Consider the following 20,070-nt stretch of genomic DNA (forward strand, 5'->3'; position numbering starts at 1 on the left):
GACCGACCCGCGGTCGATCGGCTGGACCTCGACATCGCGGACGGCGAGTTCCTCGTCCTCGTGGGTCCGTCCGGGTGCGGTAAGTCGACGAGCCTGCGGATGCTGGCCGGCCTCGAAGCCGTCGAGGCAGGCCGGATCGAGATCGGCGGCGCCGACGTCACCGCGCTGCCGCCCCGGGCGCGGGACGTGGCCATGGTGTTCCAGAGTTACGCGCTGTACCCGAACATGACCGTCGCCGACAACATGGGGTTCGCGCTCCGCAATGCCGGCGTCGGGAAGTCGGAACGCACCGCGCGGGTGCTGGAAGCGGCGCGGATGCTCGAACTCGAACCTCTACTCGGTCGCAAACCGGCGAAACTGTCCGGTGGGCAACGTCAACGGGTCGCGATGGGCCGCGCCATCGTGCGGCACCCCAAGGTGTTCTGCATGGACGAACCGCTGAGCAACCTCGACGCCACCCTGCGGGTGAGTACCCGATCCCAGATCGCGCGGCTGCAGCGCCGGCTCGGCACGACCACCGTGTACGTCACCCACGACCAGGTGGAGGCCATGACGATGGGCGACCGGGTGGCGGTCATGCAGGACGGCCGTCTCCAGCAGGTCGCCCGGCCACGCGATCTGTACGACAACCCGGTCAACACGTTCGTCGCCGGGTTCATCGGCTCGCCGGGCATGAACCTCATGGACACCCCGATCCGTGGCGGCGTCGCCGAACTAGGCGACCTGCGTATTCCGTTGCCGCACTCGGCGATCGGGGACAGCTCCGTGATCGTCGGAGTGCGCCCGGAGTCGTGGACGCTGGTCGGGTCGTGGCGCAAGGACTCGTACACCGTCGAGACCGACCTGGTCGAGGAACTCGGTGCCGAGTCGTTCGTGTACGCGTCCGGCACGTCCGGGAAGGTGGTGGTGCGGGTGGATCGCACCCGCACCGTCGCCGCGGGGGAGAGGGTGCACCTGCAGCCGAAGCCCGGCGAGGTGTACTTCTTCTCCGCGGCGACGGGCGACCGCCTGCGGTAGCCGGCTACCAGATCTTGACGCGCTCCTCCGGATCCAGATACAGGGCGTCACCGGGCTGGACGTCGAACGCGTCGTGGAACGTGTCCAGGTTGCGGATCACGCCGTTGCAGCGGAACTCCGGCGGCGAGTGCGGGTCGACGGCGAGACGGCGGAGCGCCTCCGCGTCCCGGGCCTTGGTGCGCCACACCTGCGCCCAGCCGAAGAACACGCGCTGGATCCCGGTCAGGCCGTCGAGGACCTCCGGCTCGGACCCGTCCGTCGCGATGCGGTACGCGGCGATGGCGATGGACAGGCCACCGAGGTCGCCGATGTTCTCGCCGATGGTGAACTCGCCGTTCACCGTGTGCCCGGGCAGCGCTTTCGGCTCGAACGCGTTGTACTGCTCGATCAGTGCCTTCGTGCGCTTACCGAACTCCGTCCGGTCGTCGTCGGTCCACCAGTCGATCATGTTGCCGTCGCCGTCGTACTTGGCGCCCTGATCGTCGAATCCGTGGCCGATCTCGTGCCCGATGACGGCGCCGATCCCACCGTAGTTGGCGGCGTCGTCGGCCGCGGCGTCGAAGAACGGCGGCTGCAGAATAGCTGCGGGAAAGACGATTTCGTTCATGCCCGGGTTGTAGTAGGCGTTGACGGTCTGCGGTGTCATGAACCACTCGTCGCGGTCGACCGGGCCGCCGAGCTTCGCGAGATCACGGTCGTACTCCGCCGCGTAGCCGCTGCGGTAGTTGCCGACCAGGTCGTCGCGGGAGATGGTGACAGCCGAGTAGTCCCGCCACTTGTCGGGGTACCCGATCTTCGGCGTGAACTTCTCCAGCTTGCGCAGGGCGGCCTGCCGGGTCTCCGGGCTCATCCAGTCCAGGTCGGAGATGTTGCGGCGGTACGCCTCCTGCAGGTTCGCGACGAGTTCCTGCATGCGGGCCTTCGCGTCCGCCGGGAAGTGCCGCTCGACGTACAGTTTGCCGACGGCCTCGCCCAGCAGATCCTGGACCAGCGACACGCCGCGCTTCCAGCGGTCCCGAATCTCCTCGGCGCCGGTCAGGGTCTTTCCGTAGAACGCGAAGTTCTCCTCGACCAGCGCCTGCGTGAGATACGGGGCGCGGGAGCGGATGACGTTCCACGTCGCCCACGCCTTCCAGTCGTCGAGGTCCTCGGACGTCCACAGCCCGGTCAGGGTGGTGAGGTAGTCGGGCTGGCGGACCACGATCTCGGCGAACTGCTCCGACGTGCCCCCGAGCGCACCGATCCACGAGGACCAGTCCAACCCGGCAGGCAGCTGGTCGAGGGTGAGCAGGTTGTAGCTCAGCTCGGCGTCGCGGCGCTTCACGACGTCCCAATGGCCTGCCGCGATCTTCGTTTCCAGGTCGAATACACGCTGCGCGTCGTAGTCGACACCGGCGAGGGCGAACATCTTCGCAATGTGCTGTACGTACGCCGTGCGGATCTCCGCATGGTCGTCCTGGCGGTAATACGACTCGTCGGGCAGACCGATGCCGGCCTGACTGAAGTGGACCAGGTAACGCGCGGAGTTCTTGGCGTCCGTGTCGACGTAGTGACCGACCGCGCCGCCGACCCCCGTGCGCTGCAGGCGGCCGATGACGGCGGCGAGGGCGGAGCGGTCGGCGGCGGAGGCCACGTCGGCGAGCTCACCGGCGATCGGAGCGAGCCCCGCCTCCTCCACGACATCGGCGTCCATGAAACTGCCGTACAGATCGCCGATACGCTGCGCGTCGGTCCCCGGGGTCGCGCCGGAGCCCGCCGCCTCCTCGATGATGTTCTGGACGTCGACCTCGGCCTTGTCGTAGAGCGTGCGGAACGCGCCGTCGATCGCCCGGTCCGCGGGAATCTCGTATTCGTCGATCCACTTGCCGTTCACGTGGACGAACAGGTCGTCCTGGGCGCGGGTGTCGCTGTCGAGGTGGGTGAGGTCGATGCCGGAGCGCTGAGCCGTGGTCATGCGTTCCATCCTTACACCGTTCCGCGCCGACAGGTCCACCACTGCGCTCAGGGCGAAACCAAGGACCGGGGAACGGTCAGACGTCGACGCCGAGGTTGATCGCCGCGAGGTAGCTGTCGGACTGCTTGGCGACGGTCACCAGTCCGGCGTCGTCGTAGATGCTGTCGGTGGCGTTGGTCACGTTGCTCTCACGCCCGGTGTGATCGGAGTACGGCGCCGTCGCGTACACCTCGTCGAGCAGGGCCTCGTCGAAGAACAGCTGGGTGGTGAGCACCGTCTTCTTGTCGATGTGCACCTTGAGGTGGATGTGGGTGGTCCGGCCGATGTACCAGCCGGGAAAGACGGTGGTGAACTGGGCGCTGCCGTTCGCGTCCGTGGTCTGGGCGCCGCGCAGGTAGGTGCCGTCGTCCGTGGTGGTGGCCTCGCTGTCGCCGACACTGTAGGACCCGTCGGACGTCTCACCCGAGCCGCCGGACATGTCGCCACCGGGTCCGCCTTCGGGTGGCTGGCCGCCGCCGGGACCACCGGCCGTCGGGGGGTGGCCGCCGCCACCGGGTCCGCCTTCCGGAGGCCGGCCACCGCCACCGGGCGCGCCGCCGAGGGCCGCGGCCTTCGAACCCGACTCGAAGCCGGAGTACACGCCGCCCGCGTCGCAGTGCCAGATCTCCACGACGGCATTGCTCACGACCGCGGCGGAACCGTCCGCGGAACAGTTCGTCAGGTCCTGCACCCGCAGTGCGAGCTGCAGGTTCGTCCCCGGTCGGTCTTCGCGGATGTCGCTGCGGATGGAGTCGACGTCGAACCAGTACGGTCCCTGCGTCTCCTCGACGGCCATCACGCACTGCGGCGCCTGGTCGAGCAGGGCCGTGACCGCGTCGGCGCTCGTCGTCGTCGCACTGGATGCGGCCGCGGTCGACGCCGACGCCGACGTGCCGCTGCTCGCATTCCCGGTGCAGGCGGCGATGAGCCCACCCAGACTCACCGTTCCCCCGACCGCAAATGCGCGGCGGCGGCTGATGCGCAGTCGGCTCTTCTCGACGTCCTTGTTCACAATGCGTACCTCTCCATGATCGGGCTGTGTCCCCGATCGTGGCGCACGAAGCTGCGCTCGGCGTTCGGTCCGGCTGTGAACTTGCTGGGAACTCAGCCGCCGAGGCGAGCGTGCATCTCCCAGACGAGCACCTCGGCGCCGGAGTGGGAGGAGATCTGCTGGCCACCGGAGGCGCTCAACCGGACGGCGTCGCCCTCGTACAGGGTGCCGACACCCTCCATCTCCGCGGTGCCCCGGGCGACGAACACGTGGAGGAACGGCGCTTCGGGAATGGTCACCGGTGCGCCGGGGAAGATTCGCGCGACATGCAGCGCCGCGTGCTTGTTGTTGATCCGGATCGCCGAATTGTCCTTGTATTCCGGCATTCCGGACGCAACGGGCACCAGCCCGCCCATGAGGATCTCGTCCTCGATCTCGAGTTGCTCGTAACTCGGGGCGAGTCCGGGTTCGTCGGGTACCACCCACATCTGGACGAAATGCACCGGCTCGTGGTGCTGCTCACCGGCGAGGCGCCAGCTGTCGTTCTTCTCGGAATGCATGATGCCCTTGCCTGCGCTCATGCGTTGCGCAAGGCCGGGATAGATGATGCCGGAGTGGCCGATCGAGTCCTGGTGGACGAGCGAGCCGCGCAGCACCCAGGTGACGATCTCCATGTCCTTGTGCGGATGGGTGTCGAATCCCTGACCGGGGAGCACCGTGTCGTCGTTGTTGACGAGGAGCAGTCCGTGGTGCGTGTTGTCGGGGTCGTAGTGCTGGCCGAAGGAGAACGAGTGCTTCGAATCCAACCAGGAAATCTTGGTTTTCAGCCGATCGCCGGCGCGATGAACGTAGACGTGAGGTGTGGTGACTGCTGGCATATCGGTCCTCCTTCGGGTGGTACCGGTCCAGAGTACGAGGTGCCGGCGGCCGGTTCTCGCAAGACGGTGTCGATTGTGCATCGAATTCATCGCCTGCTCGTCGCGGTGGAGGTGCCCGCATCGATCCCGAAATGAGGCTGCGCAGTGCGGCATTGGAGGATCGATGTTTCGTAAGGCGCTGCTCGGCAACGGGTTTCGGTCACGGTTCGAAATGTGTGAAAGACGGCCGTCCAGTTCGTACCGTGACGAATGCCCGCTTTCGCCGAGCCCGCGGCGTACAGTTCGAATTGTGCGTCCAGGAGTCGCAGGATTGCGGCACGTCGCACCCGGCGGAAGGAGCGTGATGGAGGCGAATCCGGATCGACACGATCAGCTCCCCGAACACCAGCGGATCGCAGACCTCGTCGACGACATGGAAGACCGGCTGGCGGCCGAACGCGAGGCGAAGGGGATCGCCGGCAACGCGTCCGAGCGCAAGCAGGAGGAGCAGGTCGAGCCCGACGACCAGGCGCCCGAGTAGTAGGTGCGGCTGCGCCGCCCGTGAGTACTTGTTAACGTCGGGCGGTTAACAAGTACTCACGGGTGGGCTACTCGAAGAAGCGGTACACGGCCTCGACGACTACCGCGGGTCGCTCGCTGCCCTCGAGTTCGATCTGCCCTGCGACCGTCACCTGGACACCGCCCTTGGGCAGTTCCTCGACGGACTGCAGCGTCGCATTCAGCCGGACACGTCCCTCGGCGGGCACCGGGTTGGTGAACCGGACCTTGTTCAGGCCGCAGTTGACGGCCATGGTCACGCTGTCGACGGTCAGGATCTCGTCCCACATGGGGATGATCAGCGACAACGTGAGGTACCCGTGGGCGATGGGCCCGCCGAACGGGCTCTCGGCCCGGGCGCGCTCGGGGTCGACGTGGATCCACTGGTGGTCGTCGGTGGCGTCGGCGAACGTGTCGATCCGCTGCTGCGGGATGTCGATCCACGAACTCGTGCCCAGCGACGTGCCCTCGAGCGCGGCGAGGTCGGCGAGGGTGGCGACCCGGGTAGTGGTAGCGGTGGTCATGAGTGCTCTCCTGGTTCGGTGGGGCCGGGTCAGTGCTTGATGCCGAGGACGCGCAGCGCGTTCTGCTTGAAGATCAGCGGCGCGACCTCCGGCTTGATGTCGAGGTTCTCGAAGTCCTTGATCCAGCGGTCGACCTGGATGACGGGGAAGTCGGACCCGAACAGCACCTTGTGACGGAGCATGCTGTTGGCGGCCTTGACCAGCTGCGGCGGGAAGTACTTCGGCGACCATCCGGACAGGTCGATGTAGACGTTCGCCTTGTGGGTGGCGATGGAGATCTGTGCGTCGACCCACGGGACGGCGGGGTGGGCCATGATCACGGTGAGGTCGGGGAAGTCGGCGGCGACGTCGTCGAGGAGCATGGGGTCGGAGTAGCGCAGTTTGATGCCGTGCCCGCCGGGCAGGCCTGCGCCGATGCCGGTCTGTCCGGTGTGGAAGAGGGCGGGGACCCCGGCCTCGGTGATGGCGTCGTAGAGCGGGTAGAAGCGGCGGTCGTTGGGCTCGAATCCCTGCATGCTGGGGTGGAATTTGAAGCCCTTGACGCCGTAGTCGTCGACGAGGCGGTGGACGCGGCGGACGGCGGCCTTGCCCTGCCAGGGGTCGACGGAGCCGAACGGGATGAGCACGTCGTTGTGGCGGGCGGCGCCCTCGGCGATCTCCTCGACGGAGTTCGCGGCGTGTCCGCTGGCGGAGGCCGCATCGACGGTGAACACGACCGCGGCCATGTTGCGGGCCCGGTAGTGGTCGGCGACCGCGTCGATGGACGGGGTGCGTTCCTCGCCGGACTTGAAGTACTTCTCGGACGCGGCCATCAGTTCGTCGTCGAGGGACCGGTGTCCGCAGCCGTCGATCTCGACGTGGGTGTGGATGTCGATGGCGTCGATCTTGTCGAAGTCGATGCCGTACTCGTAGCGGCTCACTTGGCCATCAGCTCCTCGGGGAATTCCTCGCCGACGGACTGGACGGAATCGCCGAACGTCCGGGTCCACCGGGCCGCGATGTCGTCGGCCGACCAGCCGCCGTCCTGGTACTCGACCGCGGTCAGTTCGGGGTGCGACCACAGCGCGAGCCGGTCGCCGCCGACGGCGAACGCCTGCCCGGTGATGTCGGCTGCGGCGTCGGAGGCGAGGAACGAGATGATGCCCGCGGCGTCGTCGGGGGTGCCCATCCCCACCTCGCGGCGGATGATGCCGGGCAGCGGTTCGCCGTTCTTCATGCCCTCGATGTAGGGGGCGAGGAAGGGGACGGTCTCGGTCATCGCGGTCGCGGCGACGGGGCAGACGGCGTTGGCGGTGATGCCGGCGCGCTGCAGTTCCATCGCCCAGGTGCGGACCATGCCGACGATGCCGGACTTGGCGCCGGAGTAGTTGGTCTGCCCGAAGTTGCCGCGCTGACCGGCGGGGGATCCGATGCAGATGATGCGGCCACCGTCGCCCTGCTCGCGGAAGCGCAGGACCGCTTCGCGGACGCAGGTGAACGTGCCGCGCAGATGCACGCCGACGACGGCGTCGAAGTCGTCGTCTGTCATCTTCCACAGCATCTTGTCGCGGAGGATGCCGGCGTTGGTGACCATGACGTCGAGACGGCCGAATGCCTCGACCGCGCCGGCGACCAGTTTCCGGGCGGTCTCGGTGCTGCCGACCGGGGCGACGACGGCCACGGCGCGGCCGCCGGCTGCGGTGATCCCGGCGACGGCGGCGTCGGCGGTGGCCTGGTTGACGTCGTTGATCACGACCGCGGCGCCGTGGCGTGCCAGGTCTTTGGCGTAGGCGAGCCCGAGGCCCTGTCCGCTGCCGGTGACGACGGCGACTTTGTCGGTGAGGTCCATGTCGTGATTCTCCTAAGGTCGTGTTCGCTGGATCACACGTAATCATTGATGATTGAGAAAGTCAATCGTTAAGATCTGCTACTCTAGCGACACTCATCGGAAGGGGGTCGTCACATGGCAGAGGCGCAGGCGTTATCAGACGACATCGGGTTCCTGCTCTCCCGCGTCGGCGGAATGGTGCTGGGCTCGGTGAACAAGGCCCTCGTTCCCACCGGACTGCGGGTGCGGTCCTACTCGGTGCTGGTCCTCGCGTGTGAACAGGCCGAAGGCGTCAACCAGCGCGGAGTGGCCGCCACCATGGGCCTCGACCCCAGCCAGATCGTGGGACTCGTCGACGAACTCGAGGAACGCGGACTCGTCGTGCGCACCCTCGACCCCTCCGATCGCCGCAACAAACTGATCGCCGCGACCGACGAGGGCAGGCGGCTCCGCGACGACGCCAAGGCCCGCGTCGACGCCGCCCACGGACGCTATTTCGAGGGCATCCCCGAAGCGGTCGTGAATCAGATGCGGGACACGTTGCAAAGCATCGCCTTTCCCGCACCTCCCGAGTAGGGCACGATGACCGACCTGCTCGCCCCGGCCCCGCCCGGCCTGTCGTTCCTCGCCACGTTCGTCGTGCAGGTCGCCGATCCGGTGGAGATCGGATCCACACCCGAAGGCACCCGCCGCATCATCCCCATCGTCGGGGGACGCGTCGAGGGCCCCGAACTCCGCGGCACCGTGCTGCCGGTCGGGGCGGACTTCCAGGTGCTCAGCTCGGCCACGCTCACCGAACTCGAGGCCAAGTACGCGATCGAGACCGACGACGGCGACCGGATCTACGTCACCAACTTCGGGCTTCGCTCGGGCACCCCGGAAGACATCGCCCGGCTGGTCGCGGGGGAGCCCGTGCCGCCCGAGCGCATCTACTTCCGCGGCACGCCGCGGCTCACCGCCGCCGAGGGCCGGTGGTCGTGGCTGCGCTCGCGGATCCTCGTCGGCACCGGCGAACGCCTGCCCGGCGAGGTCCGTCTCACGGTGTTCGTGGTGGACTGACCGGCCGTGGAAATCCGCTGGATGAAGTCGTTCGTCGCGGTCGCCGAGGAACTCAACTACGGCCGGGCCGCCGAGGTGCTGCACATCGCGCAACCGGCGGTGAGCCAGCAGGTGCAGCAACTCGAGAAGCGCCTCGGTGTGAAACTGTTCGACCGCACCACGCGCTCGGTCCGGCTCACCGCGGCGGGGGAGCGATTCCTGCAGCCGTGCAAGGACGCCCTCGCCGGGATCGACCGCGCCGTCGATGCGGCCGTGATCGCGGATCCGGAGGTCGAGGGACGCGTCCGGGTCGGCTTCAGCGGAGCATACGGGCAGACCGAATTGTCCTCTCTGGCAAGGTCGGTGCGCCGCCGATACCCCCTCATCGACCTCGTCCTCGAGGGGGCGACGGTGAGTGGGCAGATCCTCGACGAGATCTGGGAGGGGCAACTGGACCTCGGGATCGTCTCCGACGCGGTCTCGCACCCCCACGTGCTCACGCGGCAGATCTCGGTGGAGTACCTCAGTGCGCTGCTCCCGAGCGATCACCCACTCGCCGAACGGAAGTCGATCGATCTCGCGGAACTGCGGGAGGAACCGTTCGTCGCGAACCCCGCCGCCACCGGATCCACGCTCCGCCGGGACCTGCTCGCCGCGTGCCGGGATGCCGGGTTCACGCCGAACATCGTGCAGGAGACCACCGACGGCATCGTCCTGACCGCCCTCGTCGCGGCAGGCGTCGGTGTGGCGCTCGTGCCCGGCGACGTGCAGACGTATCCCAATCGGGTGGTGCTGATCCCCCTCCACGCCGGACGATTCGAAGTGCGGGCGGCGCTGGCCTGGTCGGACCGTCCCGTGTCGCCCGTCGTGCAGACGGTCCTCGACCTCGCCGCCGAGGTGCTGCCGACCCCGGGCACCGACTCCGACGAGTAATAAAGATCGGTTATCAATCACTGCCGATACTGCTCTTGGACGGTGATGGAATTCTTTGGCAGAGTCTCCCTCGGCGGCAACGGATGTGACCTGGACAACTCCCGATCCCCGGTGCCGCACCCACCTCGAGGCCTCTCCGAACTCCCGGAAGCCCTTCACTTTCAGGTAGGAACCACATGACTTCCACATTCGACGGCCGCGCCGTACGCGCCGACTCGAGCGCCCGGTCGCCCCACGCGCGCCGGGCCGCCCTGGCCTCCTTCGTGGGCAGCACACTCGAGTACTACGACTTCTTCATCTACGCCTCCTTCTCCGCGCTCGCGTTCAACACCCTGTTCTTCCCGGATCTCGGTTCCTTCTGGGGAACCATCGTGTCGATGGCAACCATCGGGATCGGGTACGTCGTCCGGCCGCTCGCGGCACTCGTCTTCGGGCACTTCGGGGACACGCTCGGACGCAAGCGGATGCTGGTGGTGACGCTCGTGATGATGGGCGTGGCCACGTCCCTCATCGGCTGCCTGCCCACCTACGGTGCGATCGGCGTCGCAGCGCCGATCCTGCTGGTCCTGCTCCGTGCCGTCCAGGGCGCGTCGGCGGCCGGCGAGTCGGCGGGAGCGGCGTCCCTGGCCCTCGAACACGCACCCGCAGGCCGTCGTGCGCTCGCGGCGAGCTGGGTGAACACCGGTGCGGCTGCAGGCATGCTGCTGGCGTCGCTGGTGGTCCTCGTGTTCTCCGGGCTGCCCGAGGACGCCTTCCTCGACTGGGGATGGCGTATCCCGTTCCTGCTCAGCATGTTCGTCGCACTCGCAGGCCTCGTGATCCGCCGGATGCTGCCCGAGAGCGACGTGTTCGAGGAGGCCGTGTCCACCGACGGGCCGAAGGAGATGCCGGCGAAGGTGATCTTCCGCGACCACTGGCCGAGCGTGCTGCGGGTCGTGGGCTGCGGACTGTTCGCGGTGGTGTCCACCATCTTCAGCGCCTTCGCCCTCTCGTGGGGCACCCACGAGGCCGGTGTCTCCCGGACCGTCATGGTGGGAGCCACCGTCCTCACCGCCGCGCTCGCTCTCGTCGCGCAACCGGCCGCCGGGATTCTCGCCGACCGGATCGGCCGCAAACCGATCTTCATCACCGGCAACCTCGTTTGCGCGGCCTCCATCTCGGGGTTCTTCTGGGCGATCAGCCAGCGCTCGACCGCCCTGATCCTGATTGCCGCGTGCGTCGTGATGGTGGTCGGCTACTCGCTCGTCAACGCCATCGGCCCCACGCTGTATGCCGAGATGTTCGAGACACGCATCCGGTACTCGGGCATGGCGATCTCCGGACAGCTGGCCCTGGTGGCCACCGGATTCGCCCCCACCATCGCCGCGGCCCTCGTCCGGCCCGGGCCGAACGGCTGGATACCGGTGGCCGCGTTCACCGCGGGCTGCTGCCTGGTCAGCGCCCTCACCACCCTCACGGTCCGCGAAACCTACCGGACCAGCACCACCGACCTCGGCAAATGACCGAACTCCCGTCGAAAGCGACCACACCTGTGAAACACGATGTACTGATCGAGAACGACGTCGAGGCGACGATGCGGGACGGCGTCGTCCTCCGCTCGACCGTCTACCGCCCGAATGCGCGCGGCCGCTTCCCGGTGCTGCTCACCCGCACCCCGTACGGCCGCGACCTGTCCGTCAACTCCGGCTACCTCAACCCCACCACGGTCGCGGCCGGCGGATTCGTGGTGATTATGCAGGACGTCCGCGGCCGGTTCGGCTCCGACGGCGAGTTCGTGCCGTCCGAGAACGAAGGTCCGGACGGCTACGACACCGTGCAGTGGGCCGCCGAACTGCCGTACTCGACCGGAGCCGTCGGCATGTGGGGAAGGTCCTACTTCGCCGAAACACAGTGGCGCGCAGCCCAGGAGAAGCCACCCGCCCTGCGCGGCATCGCGCCGGGAATCTCGGCAGGCGGCAACGCGCGGTCCGGTGGGCTCGTGCGCGGGGGTGCGGTCGAATTCGGCGCCCGGCTCGGGTGGGGGCACCTGTCGGCCGGACCGGCCGAGATCGCGAAACTGTCCCGGACCGATCCCGCGCTCGCAGAACGCGAATGGGAGTCGTGGGCGCGGATCGATCGGGCGATGTCGGAGAACACGTACTTCGACGCCCTGCCCCTGCGCGGCCTGGCGGCCGACGCCCCCGCGTTCTTCGCGTCGCCGATCGTCGAATCGCTCGGGTTCGCGATCGATCACCCCAGCCGCGACCTGTGGGACGGCGCCAGCGACCGGGCCGTCGACCTCCCCACACTGCACATCGGCGGGTGGTACGACATCTTCGTCAACAGCACCCTCGACCAGTACTTCGGCCAACTCGCCCACAGTGATTCCGGTGCGGCCCCCGCGCCGTACCTGATCGTGGGCCCGTGGAGTCACACCAACTTCTCCGGGCTCGGCGGGTCGGTGGTGTTCGGCAGTCCCGCCAACCAGGCGGTGCTCGACTCGGGTCAGGACCTGTCGTCGGTACACGCGCACTGGTACGCGGCGGTGCTCGGCGACGAGGAACCCGACCTGCCGCGGGTCCGGATCTTCGTGATGGGGGAGAACCGGTGGCGGACGTACGACCGCTTCCCGGCGCCCACCCGCACCGCGGACCTGTTCCTCGCCCCCGGCGGAAGCCTCGCCGCGGAAGCGGCGCAGACGGATGGACGCGCCGACTACGACTACGACCCGGCGGATCCGGTACCGACGGTCGGTGGGGCGACGATGATGCCGGGAACGTTCGCGCCCGGCGCCCTGGAACAGAGCCGGGTCGAATCCCGCGACGACGTCCTCGTGTTCACCGGCGAGCCCCTCACCGAGCCGCTGACGGTGATCGGCCGGGTGTCCGCGACACTGTTCGCGTCGTCGAGTGCCGTCGACACCGACTTCGTCGTCAGACTGTGCCGGGTGATGGCGGACGGCACGTCGATCACCCTCACCGACGGCATCGTGCGGGCCCGCTACCGCGACTCCTACCGGACCCCGGGGGCGTACACGTCCGCCGAGCCGAGCCTGCTCGAGCCCGGTGAGGTGTACGAGTACGCGATCGACCTGTGGTCCACGGCCGTGATGTTCCAGCCGGGTGAGCGGATCCGCGTCCAGGTGACGTCCAGCAGCCATCCCCGCTGGGACCGCAACCTCAACACCGGCGAATCCGCCTACGAATCAGACGAATTCGTGGTCGCCCACCAGAGCGTGCACACCGGCGTCCGGCACCCCAGCCGGGTGTCCCTGCCGGTCGTGCGCTGACGCGCCCGTGAGTACTTGTTAACCGCCCGACGTTAACAAGTACTCACGGGCGGAGGTTCGCAAGTCGGGTTTGCGGATCTTGCCGGTCGCGGTGCGGGGGAGTGCCTCGGCGATCCGGATGAACGTGGGAATTTTGAACCCTGCGAGCTTCTCTCGCAGCCGGGCGCGCACCGTGTCCTCGTCGAGGGCGGTGCCGTCGGCGGCGACGACGAATGCCATGCCGGTCTCGCCCCACTTCTCGTGCGGGACGCCGATCACCGCCGCCTCCCGGACGCCGTCGAGCTTCAGCAGTGCCGCCTCGACCTCGGCGGGGTAGACGTTCTCGCCGCCCGAGATGTACATGTCCTTGTAGCGGTCGCAGATGAAGAGGAAACCGTCGTCGTCGAAGTAGCCGGCGTCGCCGGTGTGCAGCCAGCCGTTCACGATGGTGCGGCCGGTCGCCTCGGGCTGATTCAGGTAGCCGAGCATCACGTTCGGTCCCTTCGCGACGATCTCACCGATCTCGTTCGGTTCGGCGCTCGACCCGTCCGGGCGGACGACGTCGACGTCGGTGAAGAACGTTCGCTTGCCTGCCGATCCGACCTTCGCGCGGACGTCGTCCCCCGACAGCATGGTCACCGACGGCGCGGTTTCCGTCAGACCGTAGGCCTGCGCGATCGCGACGCCGCGTTCCTGCCACGGTGAGATCAGCGCTTCGGGCAGGGGAGCCCCGGCGACGCAGATGGCCCGCAGGCTGGAAAGGTCGGCGCCCGCGAACCGGGGGTGGTGCCACAGTTCCTGGATCATCGTGGGGACCGCGAAGAACGTGGTGATGCGTTCCTTCTCGATCGTGTCGAGGACGGCGCCGGCGTCGAACTTGCGCAACAGCACGACGGTGCCCCCGGACAGCAGGGTCGGTGTGACAGCCCCGCCGATACCGCCGATGTGGAACAGCGGCGCCACCGACAGTGTGCGTTCCTTCGACGTCATGTCTTGGGCGAGAAGCTGGTTCATGGCGTTCCACAGCATGTTTCCGTGGCTGAGCATGACGCCCTTCGGTGCCCCGGTGGTGCCCGACGAGTACATGAGCGCCGACAGGTCGTCGAGACCGACCTGCTCGTCGATGCGGGTGTCCGGCTGCCCGGCGAGCACCCCCTCGTAGGTGTGGGCGGACCACGAGTCGCCCAGCCCGATCCAGGTCGTGACCGGGGACTCCGACAGCGCCAGCTCCTGCGCGACGTCGGCCTGCTGATCGCCGAATATCACTGTGGTGCAGCGTGAATCGCCGAGAACGTAGCGCGCTTCCTCGGCGGTGAGGCGGGCGTTGAGCGGGAGGTACGTGGCGCCGAGCAGCCCGGCGGCGAACATCACCTCGAGCGCGGCGGGGTCGTTGAACCCGAAGAAGCCTACGCAGTCACCCTTCTCGACGCCGAGGGCACGCAGGCCGTGGGCGAGCCGGCGGGTCCGCAGGGCCATCTCCTCGTAGGTGACCGCTCGTCCGTCGAAGACGAGCGCCTCGTTCCTCGGCGTCATGGTGATGCGGCGCTCGAGCCACGAGCCGATGCCTTCGTTGTCCATGGTGACTCCTCGTTCTCTTCGAAACTACTCTCGGGCTCGTGTCAGGCCGACGGGGTGTCGGCGCTCAGGTCGTTGTCCTTGCTTTCGTTCGTCGCGACGAGGAAGACGGCGCTGACCACGCACAGTGCGATGACGAACAGTCCGACCGGGACGATCGACTTGCCTGACGACGCGAACAGCGACGCCAGGATGACGGGGGTGAATCCGGCGCCGACGAGCGTGGCCAGCTGGTATCCGAGCGACGCCCCGGTGTAGCGCGCGCGGGTGCCGAACTGCTCGGAGATGAATGCGGCCATCGGCCCGTAGGTGGCCGAGTGACAGATGGTGTACCCCACGAAGGCGAGCGCGATGAACAGGAAACGACCCGTGCCCAGCAGCAGGAACAGCGGGTAGACGCCGAGGATCATCGCCGCGAGACCCGCGAGCATGACCGGCCTGCGGCCGATCCGGTCGGACAGCCGCGCCGATCCGAGGACCAGGAAGATCGCACAGAACTGGCAGAAGGAGAACGCCAGCAGCGCGTCCGATCGCTGGGCGCCGCTCGACACGGCGTAGGTGATGGCGAACGTGGTGAACGCGGTCTGCATTCCGAAGCTCGCGATGCAGCTCATCGATGCCACGACGACCGCGCGGGGCCGCTTCAGGATGGTGACGATGGGCGGAGTGGTCTCCTTCTCGGCCGATTCCTTCAGCGCCGCCGTGAACAGCGGGCTCTCCGAGACCTTGGACCGGACGAACAGGCCGAGTGCCAGCATGAGCGCCGAGACCAGGAACGGGATACGCCATCCCCACGTCAGGAACTGCTCGTCGGGCAGCAGCGACACGGCCGCCAGGGCGAGGGTGCCGAGCAGGGCACCGGTCGGTGCGCCCGCGTTGGTGAACGCCGCGGCGAAGCCGCGCCTGCCGGATTCGGCGTGTTCGAGCGACATCAGTGCTGCGCCACCCCATTCGCCACCGACGGCGAGTCCCTGGCAGACGCGGAGGAGGACGAGGAGCACCGCCGCCCAGGACCCGATCATCTCCGGTGGGGGAATGAGCCCGATCGCGAACGAGGCGATGCCCATGACGGTCATGGAGATCAGCAGCATCGCCTTCCGGCCGACCGTGTCGCCGAAGTGACCGAAGACGATTCCGCCCAGCGGGCGTGCGACGTAGCCGGCCGCAAACGTTCCCATCGACGCGATGGTCGCGGCGAGGGGGTCCAGATCGGCGAAGAACACCGGACCGAAGACGAGGGACGCCGCGGTGGCGTAGAGCAGGAAGTCGTAGAACTCGATGGTGCTGCCCAGGTAGCTCGACAGGAGCACCCTGCGAACTTCCTTCTTGCGTCGGGTGGCCGACATGGTGCCGGCGGTGGCGGTGACCGTCATCGATACTCCTTGGCCGAGCGTGGGACAACAGAGCGGAGCGCGTGTGTAGCGCGGATCACAATTAAACATTAATCATTGAACTTGTCAATGGAAGAGATCGCCAACGCTTCGGGGATCGTGATCGCAGACGGCCGCCGAGGCCGCAGTTCGCATGAATTGCCTTGGTGAGCAACCGGACCCGTCAGGGCCGCGTGAGCCTGCGCCCGATGATCTCCTTCATGATCTCGGTGGTGCCGGCGTAAATCGGCCCGCCGCGGCAGTCGAGGTAGTCCTGCGCGACGTCGTACTCGCGCATGTATCCGTAGCCGCCGTGCAGCTGGACCGCCCGCTGGACGACCCGCTGCTGCAGCTCGGTGATCCACCATTTCGCCATCGCCGCGGTCACCTCGTCGAGCGTGCCGTGTGCGGCGTCGAGGATGCAGCGGTCGGTGAAGCACTGCGCGATCTCGATCTCGGTGGCGAGTTCCGCGAGGTAGAAGCGGTTGGCCTGGAAGTCGGCCACCCGCCGGCCGAATGCCGTGCGGTCGCAGCTGTATGTCAGGGCCTGGTCGAACGTGCGTCGCATCGACGCCATGGACGTGACGGCCACGCTGAGGCGCTCCTGGGGCAGATTGTGGCGCAGGTAGCCGAAGCCCTCGTTCGGTTCGCCGAGGACGTTCTCGCGGGGGACGCGGACGTCGTCGAACACGAGCTCGGCGGTGTCCTGCGCGCTCAGGCCGACCTTGTGCAGCGGGCCGTTGCGGGTGAATCCGTCCATTCCGGACTCGACCACGAGCAGGCTCACGCCCTTTTTGCCCGCGGCCGGATCCGTCTTGGCCACCACGATCACGAAGTCGGCGAGCATGCCGTTGCTGATGAAGATCTTGGTGCCGTTCAGGACCAGGTCGTCGCCGTCGACGACGGCGGTCGTGGAGATCGCGGCCAGGTCGCTACCCGCGCCCGGCTCGGTCATGGCGATCGCGCCGATCTTCTCGCCGGTGCACAGGGGTGTCAAGAAACGGTGCTTCTGCTCCTCGTTCGCCAGCGAGGTGAGGTAGGGCGTGACGAGGTCGTTGATGCCGGCCAGGCCCATCACCACGGCGGGCGCCCCGACGCGGCACAGTTCTTCGATGACGATGGCGTTGAAACGGAAGTCGTCGGTTCCGCCGCCGGCGAATCGCTCCTCGACGTTGATCCCGAGGAGCCCGAGCTTGCCGGCCTGACGATAGACGTCCCGGTCGACCTGCCCCGCATCGGCCCATTCGCGAAGGAATGGCGCGACATCGCGTTCGGCAAACCGGCGCACCGTGTCCCGGAACGCGTCGTGATCGGCGTCGAAGATGTTCCGTTCCAGTGCAACCGGAGACATGGATAGGTTCCTTTCGTCGGCAGGCGTGCGTCGCACGCCTGCATACCCGAAAGGAACCTATCTATCAATCATTGAAAATGTCAACGGTTGAGGAGGGTCGGCGACGTCAATACCAGTACTTCCGGCCGCCGACCGCGCGGCCCGTCGTGCCCAGCAGTAGAAGGACGAGGCCGATGACGATCAGGATGATTCCGATCGTCGTGAGAATCGAGATCCCCGCGACGAGGCCGATGACGAGCAGGATGATTCCGAGAACGATCACGGTCTTCCCTCTTTTCCGTTGGCTGCTAGGAACTACTGACTCGGTTGCGGCACTTCACAATCGATCTTCGGGTTCACACCCGCATAGTTGAGCGGTCCGGCGATCACGGTGACGGCGATCGTTCCGGCGCTTGCGCAATCGGCCTGCGCGTCCTTGAAATAGCCGCGCTGGAAAACGGCGATGGCGCCGATGATCAGCCAGATGATCACGATCAGCGACAGGAGCCGTCCGATACGCATTTCCGACCTCCCGTGTGGGCACCGGCACCGGGCCGGTGTACCTGTCGTACTCGAACGCTACGTCGACGAAGTGTCGGTCGGCTTCGCGTGTGCTCCATGGGTATTCGTTGAACTCGTGCCGTCGGTCCGGGTGTTGGCCGGTCCGCCGTCCGTGGTGCGAGCGTCCGCGGCCCGGGCGTCGGTGGTGCGGGCGTCCTTCGAGGCGGTACCCGTCGTCTTGACGTCGGGATCGAGTTCGTCCGCCCTCTTCCATTCCTGCTTCAGGTCGTCACGAGACGTGGTCGCTGTGTTCTGGTGTGTCTGCGCATCGACCTGCAGTCGCTTGGCCTCCGCGGCCTTCGCCTCCGCCTCTGCCTGGGCCCTCCGTGCATTGGCCGCGGTCTCCTCCGCCAGCGCTTCGCGCTTCTCGACGACGGACGTCCGCTCCTGCGCCTTCGCGCGGATGCTGTCGGCCTCCTGGCGTCGGCGCTCGTTCCGCTTGCGCGATGCCGCAATGAGCAGCGCGGCCACGGCGAGTACGACGACGATCGCGACGATGATCCAGATGATGGTCATGGTGTCCATTGGCTACTCCCAGCAGTCGTGATTGTTAAAGTACCCAGCTCGCAAACCCTGCAAACAGATCGTGAGCCAATCGCAACCAACGAGCAGTTCCGGCAGGCAGGTCCAGCAATCGGAATTCTGGAACGGCCCGGCATTCCACTACCGTGAACCGCATGAGCGAGTTGCTGGACCGCGACGGCGTGCGTGGACATCTTCACCGCCCCGCGGGAGGCGCGTCGGCCGGGCTGGTCCTGACGCACGGAGCGGGAAGTGACTGCGACACAAAGCTGTTGCGTGCCGTCGCCGAGGGGTTCGTGGAGCGGGGAGTGGTGGTCCTGCGGTTCGACCTCCCGTTCCGGCTGCGCCGCGCGTCGGGCCCGCCGCACCCGTCGAAAGCGGCGGAGGACCGGGAGGGGATCGCCGCCGCGGTGTCCGTGATGCGGGAGTTAATGCCGGTGCCGGTGTGGGCAGGTGGGCACTCGTACGGCGGGCGTCAGGCGTCCATGCTCGCCTCGGAGCGTCCGGGTCTCGTCGACGCCCTGCTCCTGCTGTCGTACCCGCTGCATCCACCGGCCAAGCCGGAGAAACTCCGCACCGAGCACCTTCCCGGCCTCCGCACCCCGGCCGTGGTGGTGCACGGGTCGAAGGACCCGTTCGCGACCCCCGAGGAAATGCGGTCGGCACTCGAACTGATCCCCGCTCCGACGACGCTCGTCGAACTCGAGGGCGCCCGGCACGATCTGGCCCCGGACAGGTTCCCGGTGGTCGAACGCGCGGTCGCGGCCATGCTGGACCTTCGGTAGGGCGGCCGAGAGCGTCTGCACGTGGTCGGTATGTTCGGTGAATGAGCAACGTGCAGACGGACGCGCCCCACTGGTTCACCGCGGCAGTGGCGGCCCCGGTCGACATCGGCCGGGTGGACGTCGCCGGTGCGGAGGTCCACTACCGCGCGTGGGGCCCGACGGGCGCTCCCGGACTCGTGCTCGTCCACGGCGGCGCCGCCCACAGCCGGTGGTGGGACCATGTGGCGCCCATGCTGGCCGCGGGCCGCCGCGTCGTCGCACTCGATCTGACCGGGCACGGTGACAGCGACCGACGTCCGGAATACGGACTGGAACGGTGGGCGGAGGAAGCCCTCGCCGTGGCCAAGCCGGCGGGCATCTCGGGGGCGCCGGTGCTGGTCGGGCACAGCATGGGCGGCATGGTGTCGTACGTGGCCGCGCAACTGTTCGGCGAGGACCTGGCCGGTGTCCAGCTGATCGATTCTCCCGTCCTCGCGCGCACACCGGAAGAGGAAGAAGCGCGGAAGCAGCGGGCCTTCGGTCCGAAGAAGGTCTACCCGTCCCGGGAGGTGGCGCTGGAGCGGTTCCGGTTCGTCCCGCCGCAGGACACCGTGGTGCCCGCCGTCCTGCGTCACGTCGCGGAGACCTCGATGGAGGAGGTGGACGGCGGGTGGTCGTGGAAGTTCGATTCCTCGTTCTTCGCCCGCGAGGGCAGCGGCCATCTGGGGGCGTCCGACCCGCGCTGCCGTCTCGCCTACTTCCGCGCCGAGAACGGCATCGTCACCGACGAGATGATGGACAGCATGCGCAGCCGGTTCGGGCCGACCGCGGTGGTCGTCGAGATCCCCGACGCCGGACACCACGTGATGATCGATCAGCCGCTCGCGCTGGTCGTCGGTATCCGGACGGTGCTCGCGTCGTGGGACGTCGAGGATTCCGTGACCGGGATGCCGCGCTGACTCGGATGCCGGGCTGACTCAGAT

At 67.7% G+C, this 20,070-nt stretch carries 21 protein-coding genes; 9 read left to right on the forward strand and 12 right to left on the reverse strand.

Going from position 1 to position 20,070, the window contains the following annotated elements; translation table 11 throughout:
* A partial coding sequence (locus MLGJGCBP_RS41815; RefSeq protein WP_201453351.1) for an ABC transporter ATP-binding protein occupies positions 1-1,017 on the forward strand: 1,017 nt, incomplete at its 5' end.
* A gap of 4 nt (positions 1,018-1,021) precedes the next feature.
* Here the strand turns inward: MLGJGCBP_RS41815 and MLGJGCBP_RS41820 are convergent.
* The 3 genes from MLGJGCBP_RS41820 to MLGJGCBP_RS41830 all read right to left on the reverse strand — a co-directional run bounded on the left by MLGJGCBP_RS41820 (position 1,022) and on the right by MLGJGCBP_RS41830 (position 4,879).
* A complete protein-coding gene (locus tag MLGJGCBP_RS41820; RefSeq protein WP_160103415.1) occupies positions 1,022-2,971 on the reverse strand; it encodes a M13 family metallopeptidase in 1,950 nt (649 codons plus the stop codon).
* Positions 2,972-3,047: 76 nt separating this feature from the next.
* On the reverse strand, positions 3,048-4,022 hold the full coding sequence (locus MLGJGCBP_RS41825) for a protocatechuate dioxygenase (RefSeq protein ID WP_160103417.1): 975 nt from the start codon (positions 4,020-4,022) through the stop codon (positions 3,048-3,050).
* A 92-nt stretch (positions 4,023-4,114) separates the two neighbouring features.
* Positions 4,115-4,879 (reverse strand): pirin family protein, encoded by a 765-nt coding sequence (locus MLGJGCBP_RS41830; protein WP_087556811.1) that lies wholly within the window; start codon positions 4,877-4,879, stop codon positions 4,115-4,117.
* A gap of 343 nt (positions 4,880-5,222) precedes the next feature.
* Here MLGJGCBP_RS41830 and MLGJGCBP_RS50900 point away from each other — a divergent pair, with 343 nt between their 5' ends.
* Positions 5,223-5,399: a hypothetical protein gene (locus tag MLGJGCBP_RS50900; protein WP_179220167.1), complete on the forward strand. Its 177-nt coding sequence runs from the start codon at positions 5,223-5,225 to the stop codon at positions 5,397-5,399.
* Between the two features lie 67 nt (positions 5,400-5,466).
* On the opposite strand, the gene couM is transcribed toward MLGJGCBP_RS50900, so the two are convergent.
* From couM to couN, 3 genes are read right to left on the reverse strand one after another with little or no spacing between them, the layout of a single operon-like run.
* A complete protein-coding gene (gene couM, locus MLGJGCBP_RS41835) occupies positions 5,467-5,940 on the reverse strand; it encodes a p-hydroxycinnamoyl-CoA hydratase (protein ID WP_160103419.1) in 474 nt (157 codons plus the stop codon).
* A 29-nt stretch (positions 5,941-5,969) separates the two neighbouring features.
* Positions 5,970-6,860 carry a 4-hydroxyphenyl-beta-ketoacyl-CoA hydrolase gene (couO, locus tag MLGJGCBP_RS41840; protein WP_160103421.1) on the reverse strand — a complete coding sequence of 297 codons (891 nt, stop codon included), beginning with the start codon at positions 6,858-6,860 and terminating at the stop codon, positions 5,970-5,972.
* Positions 6,857-7,768: a 4-hydroxyphenyl-beta-hydroxyacyl-CoA dehydrogenase gene (gene couN, locus MLGJGCBP_RS41845; protein WP_160103423.1), complete on the reverse strand. Its 912-nt coding sequence runs from the start codon at positions 7,766-7,768 to the stop codon at positions 6,857-6,859. The genes couO and couN overlap by 4 nt, the downstream gene beginning before the upstream one ends.
* A gap of 114 nt (positions 7,769-7,882) precedes the next feature.
* Here couN and couR point away from each other — a divergent pair, with 114 nt between their 5' ends.
* From couR to MLGJGCBP_RS41870, 5 genes are all read left to right on the forward strand, one after another.
* The gene (gene couR, locus MLGJGCBP_RS41850) at positions 7,883-8,323 is read left to right on the forward strand and encodes a MarR family transcriptional repressor CouR (protein WP_087556807.1); all 441 of its coding nucleotides are present in this window, start codon (positions 7,883-7,885) and stop codon (positions 8,321-8,323) included.
* 6 nt (positions 8,324-8,329) lie between these two features.
* Positions 8,330-8,806 (forward strand): DUF3237 domain-containing protein, encoded by a 477-nt coding sequence (locus tag MLGJGCBP_RS41855; RefSeq protein WP_160103425.1) that lies wholly within the window; start codon positions 8,330-8,332, stop codon positions 8,804-8,806.
* 6 nt (positions 8,807-8,812) lie between these two features.
* Positions 8,813-9,718 carry a LysR family transcriptional regulator gene (locus MLGJGCBP_RS41860; RefSeq protein WP_160103427.1) on the forward strand — a complete coding sequence of 302 codons (906 nt, stop codon included), beginning with the start codon at positions 8,813-8,815 and terminating at the stop codon, positions 9,716-9,718.
* A gap of 176 nt (positions 9,719-9,894) precedes the next feature.
* The gene (locus MLGJGCBP_RS41865) at positions 9,895-11,220 is read left to right on the forward strand and encodes an MFS transporter (protein WP_160103429.1); all 1,326 of its coding nucleotides are present in this window, start codon (positions 9,895-9,897) and stop codon (positions 11,218-11,220) included.
* The gene (locus MLGJGCBP_RS41870; protein ID WP_160103431.1) at positions 11,217-12,986 is read left to right on the forward strand and encodes a CocE/NonD family hydrolase; all 1,770 of its coding nucleotides are present in this window, start codon (positions 11,217-11,219) and stop codon (positions 12,984-12,986) included. The genes MLGJGCBP_RS41865 and MLGJGCBP_RS41870 overlap by 4 nt, the downstream gene beginning before the upstream one ends.
* Before the next feature lie 18 nt (positions 12,987-13,004).
* Here the strand turns inward: MLGJGCBP_RS41870 and couL are convergent, their stop codons facing one another.
* The 6 genes from couL to MLGJGCBP_RS41895 form a co-directional block, all read right to left on the reverse strand.
* A complete protein-coding gene (gene couL / locus MLGJGCBP_RS41875) occupies positions 13,005-14,543 on the reverse strand; it encodes a p-hydroxycinnamoyl-CoA synthetase (protein WP_160103433.1) in 1,539 nt (512 codons plus the stop codon).
* 41 nt (positions 14,544-14,584) lie between these two features.
* A complete protein-coding gene (gene couT / locus MLGJGCBP_RS41880) occupies positions 14,585-15,913 on the reverse strand; it encodes a p-hydroxycinnamate MFS transporter (RefSeq protein ID WP_160103435.1) in 1,329 nt (442 codons plus the stop codon).
* A gap of 181 nt (positions 15,914-16,094) precedes the next feature.
* Positions 16,095-17,261, reverse strand: a complete 1,167-nt coding sequence (couH, locus tag MLGJGCBP_RS41885; protein WP_160103437.1) for a dihydro-p-hydroxycinnamoy-CoA dehydrogenase — start codon at positions 17,259-17,261, stop codon at positions 16,095-16,097.
* Positions 17,262-17,367: 106 nt separating this feature from the next.
* Entirely contained in the window at positions 17,368-17,523 is a 156-nt protein-coding gene (locus MLGJGCBP_RS50905; RefSeq protein WP_201453352.1) for a DUF6131 family protein, read from the reverse strand.
* Positions 17,524-17,555: 32 nt separating this feature from the next.
* Entirely contained in the window at positions 17,556-17,762 is a 207-nt protein-coding gene (locus tag MLGJGCBP_RS41890) for a hypothetical protein (RefSeq protein ID WP_072947562.1), read from the reverse strand.
* A 57-nt stretch (positions 17,763-17,819) separates the two neighbouring features.
* Complete coding sequence (locus MLGJGCBP_RS41895) at positions 17,820-18,326, reverse strand: hypothetical protein (protein ID WP_160103439.1); 507 nt, start codon at positions 18,324-18,326, stop codon at positions 17,820-17,822.
* A 152-nt stretch (positions 18,327-18,478) separates the two neighbouring features.
* Here MLGJGCBP_RS41895 and MLGJGCBP_RS41900 point away from each other — a divergent pair, with 152 nt between their 5' ends.
* Together MLGJGCBP_RS41900 and MLGJGCBP_RS41905 are read left to right on the forward strand one after the other, a co-directional pair.
* Positions 18,479-19,108 (forward strand): alpha/beta hydrolase family protein, encoded by a 630-nt coding sequence (locus MLGJGCBP_RS41900; protein WP_442972153.1) that lies wholly within the window; start codon positions 18,479-18,481, stop codon positions 19,106-19,108.
* Positions 19,109-19,149: 41 nt separating this feature from the next.
* Positions 19,150-20,046: an alpha/beta fold hydrolase gene (locus MLGJGCBP_RS41905; RefSeq protein ID WP_160103443.1), complete on the forward strand. Its 897-nt coding sequence runs from the start codon at positions 19,150-19,152 to the stop codon at positions 20,044-20,046.
* The last annotated feature ends 24 nt before the right edge of the window (positions 20,047-20,070 follow it).

It is taken from the genome of Rhodococcus sp. T7 (genome assembly GCF_009872365.1).
Taxonomy (GTDB): Bacteria; Actinomycetota; Actinomycetes; order Mycobacteriales; family Mycobacteriaceae; genus Rhodococcus_F.

What these genes read in the sequence shown, in the direction of transcription:
- MLGJGCBP_RS41820 (WP_160103415.1), bottom strand. Translation starts at nt 2,971, where the DNA reads ATGACCACGGCTCAGCGCTCCGGCATCGACCTCACCCACCTCGACAGC.
- MLGJGCBP_RS41830 (WP_087556811.1), bottom strand. Translation starts at nt 4,879, where the DNA reads ATGCCAGCAGTCACCACACCTCACGTCTACGTTCATCGCGCCGGCGAT.
- MLGJGCBP_RS50900 (WP_179220167.1), top strand. Translation starts at nt 5,223, where the DNA reads ATGGAGGCGAATCCGGATCGACACGATCAGCTCCCCGAACACCAGCGG.
- couM (WP_160103419.1), bottom strand. Translation starts at nt 5,940, where the DNA reads ATGACCACCGCTACCACTACCCGGGTCGCCACCCTCGCCGACCTCGCC.
- couN (WP_160103423.1), bottom strand. Translation starts at nt 7,768, where the DNA reads ATGGACCTCACCGACAAAGTCGCCGTCGTCACCGGCAGCGGACAGGGC.
- couR (WP_087556807.1), top strand. Translation starts at nt 7,883, where the DNA reads ATGGCAGAGGCGCAGGCGTTATCAGACGACATCGGGTTCCTGCTCTCC.
- MLGJGCBP_RS41855 (WP_160103425.1), top strand. Translation starts at nt 8,330, where the DNA reads ATGACCGACCTGCTCGCCCCGGCCCCGCCCGGCCTGTCGTTCCTCGCC.
- MLGJGCBP_RS41865 (WP_160103429.1), top strand. Translation starts at nt 9,895, where the DNA reads ATGACTTCCACATTCGACGGCCGCGCCGTACGCGCCGACTCGAGCGCC.
- MLGJGCBP_RS41870 (WP_160103431.1), top strand. Translation starts at nt 11,217, where the DNA reads ATGACCGAACTCCCGTCGAAAGCGACCACACCTGTGAAACACGATGTA.
- couL (WP_160103433.1), bottom strand. Translation starts at nt 14,543, where the DNA reads ATGGACAACGAAGGCATCGGCTCGTGGCTCGAGCGCCGCATCACCATG.
- couT (WP_160103435.1), bottom strand. Translation starts at nt 15,913, where the DNA reads ATGACGGTCACCGCCACCGCCGGCACCATGTCGGCCACCCGACGCAAG.
- couH (WP_160103437.1), bottom strand. Translation starts at nt 17,261, where the DNA reads ATGTCTCCGGTTGCACTGGAACGGAACATCTTCGACGCCGATCACGAC.
- MLGJGCBP_RS41890 (WP_072947562.1), bottom strand. Translation starts at nt 17,762, where the DNA reads ATGCGTATCGGACGGCTCCTGTCGCTGATCGTGATCATCTGGCTGATC.
- MLGJGCBP_RS41895 (WP_160103439.1), bottom strand. Translation starts at nt 18,326, where the DNA reads ATGGACACCATGACCATCATCTGGATCATCGTCGCGATCGTCGTCGTA.
- MLGJGCBP_RS41900 (WP_442972153.1), top strand. Translation starts at nt 18,479, where the DNA reads ATGAGCGAGTTGCTGGACCGCGACGGCGTGCGTGGACATCTTCACCGC.
- MLGJGCBP_RS41905 (WP_160103443.1), top strand. Translation starts at nt 19,150, where the DNA reads ATGAGCAACGTGCAGACGGACGCGCCCCACTGGTTCACCGCGGCAGTG.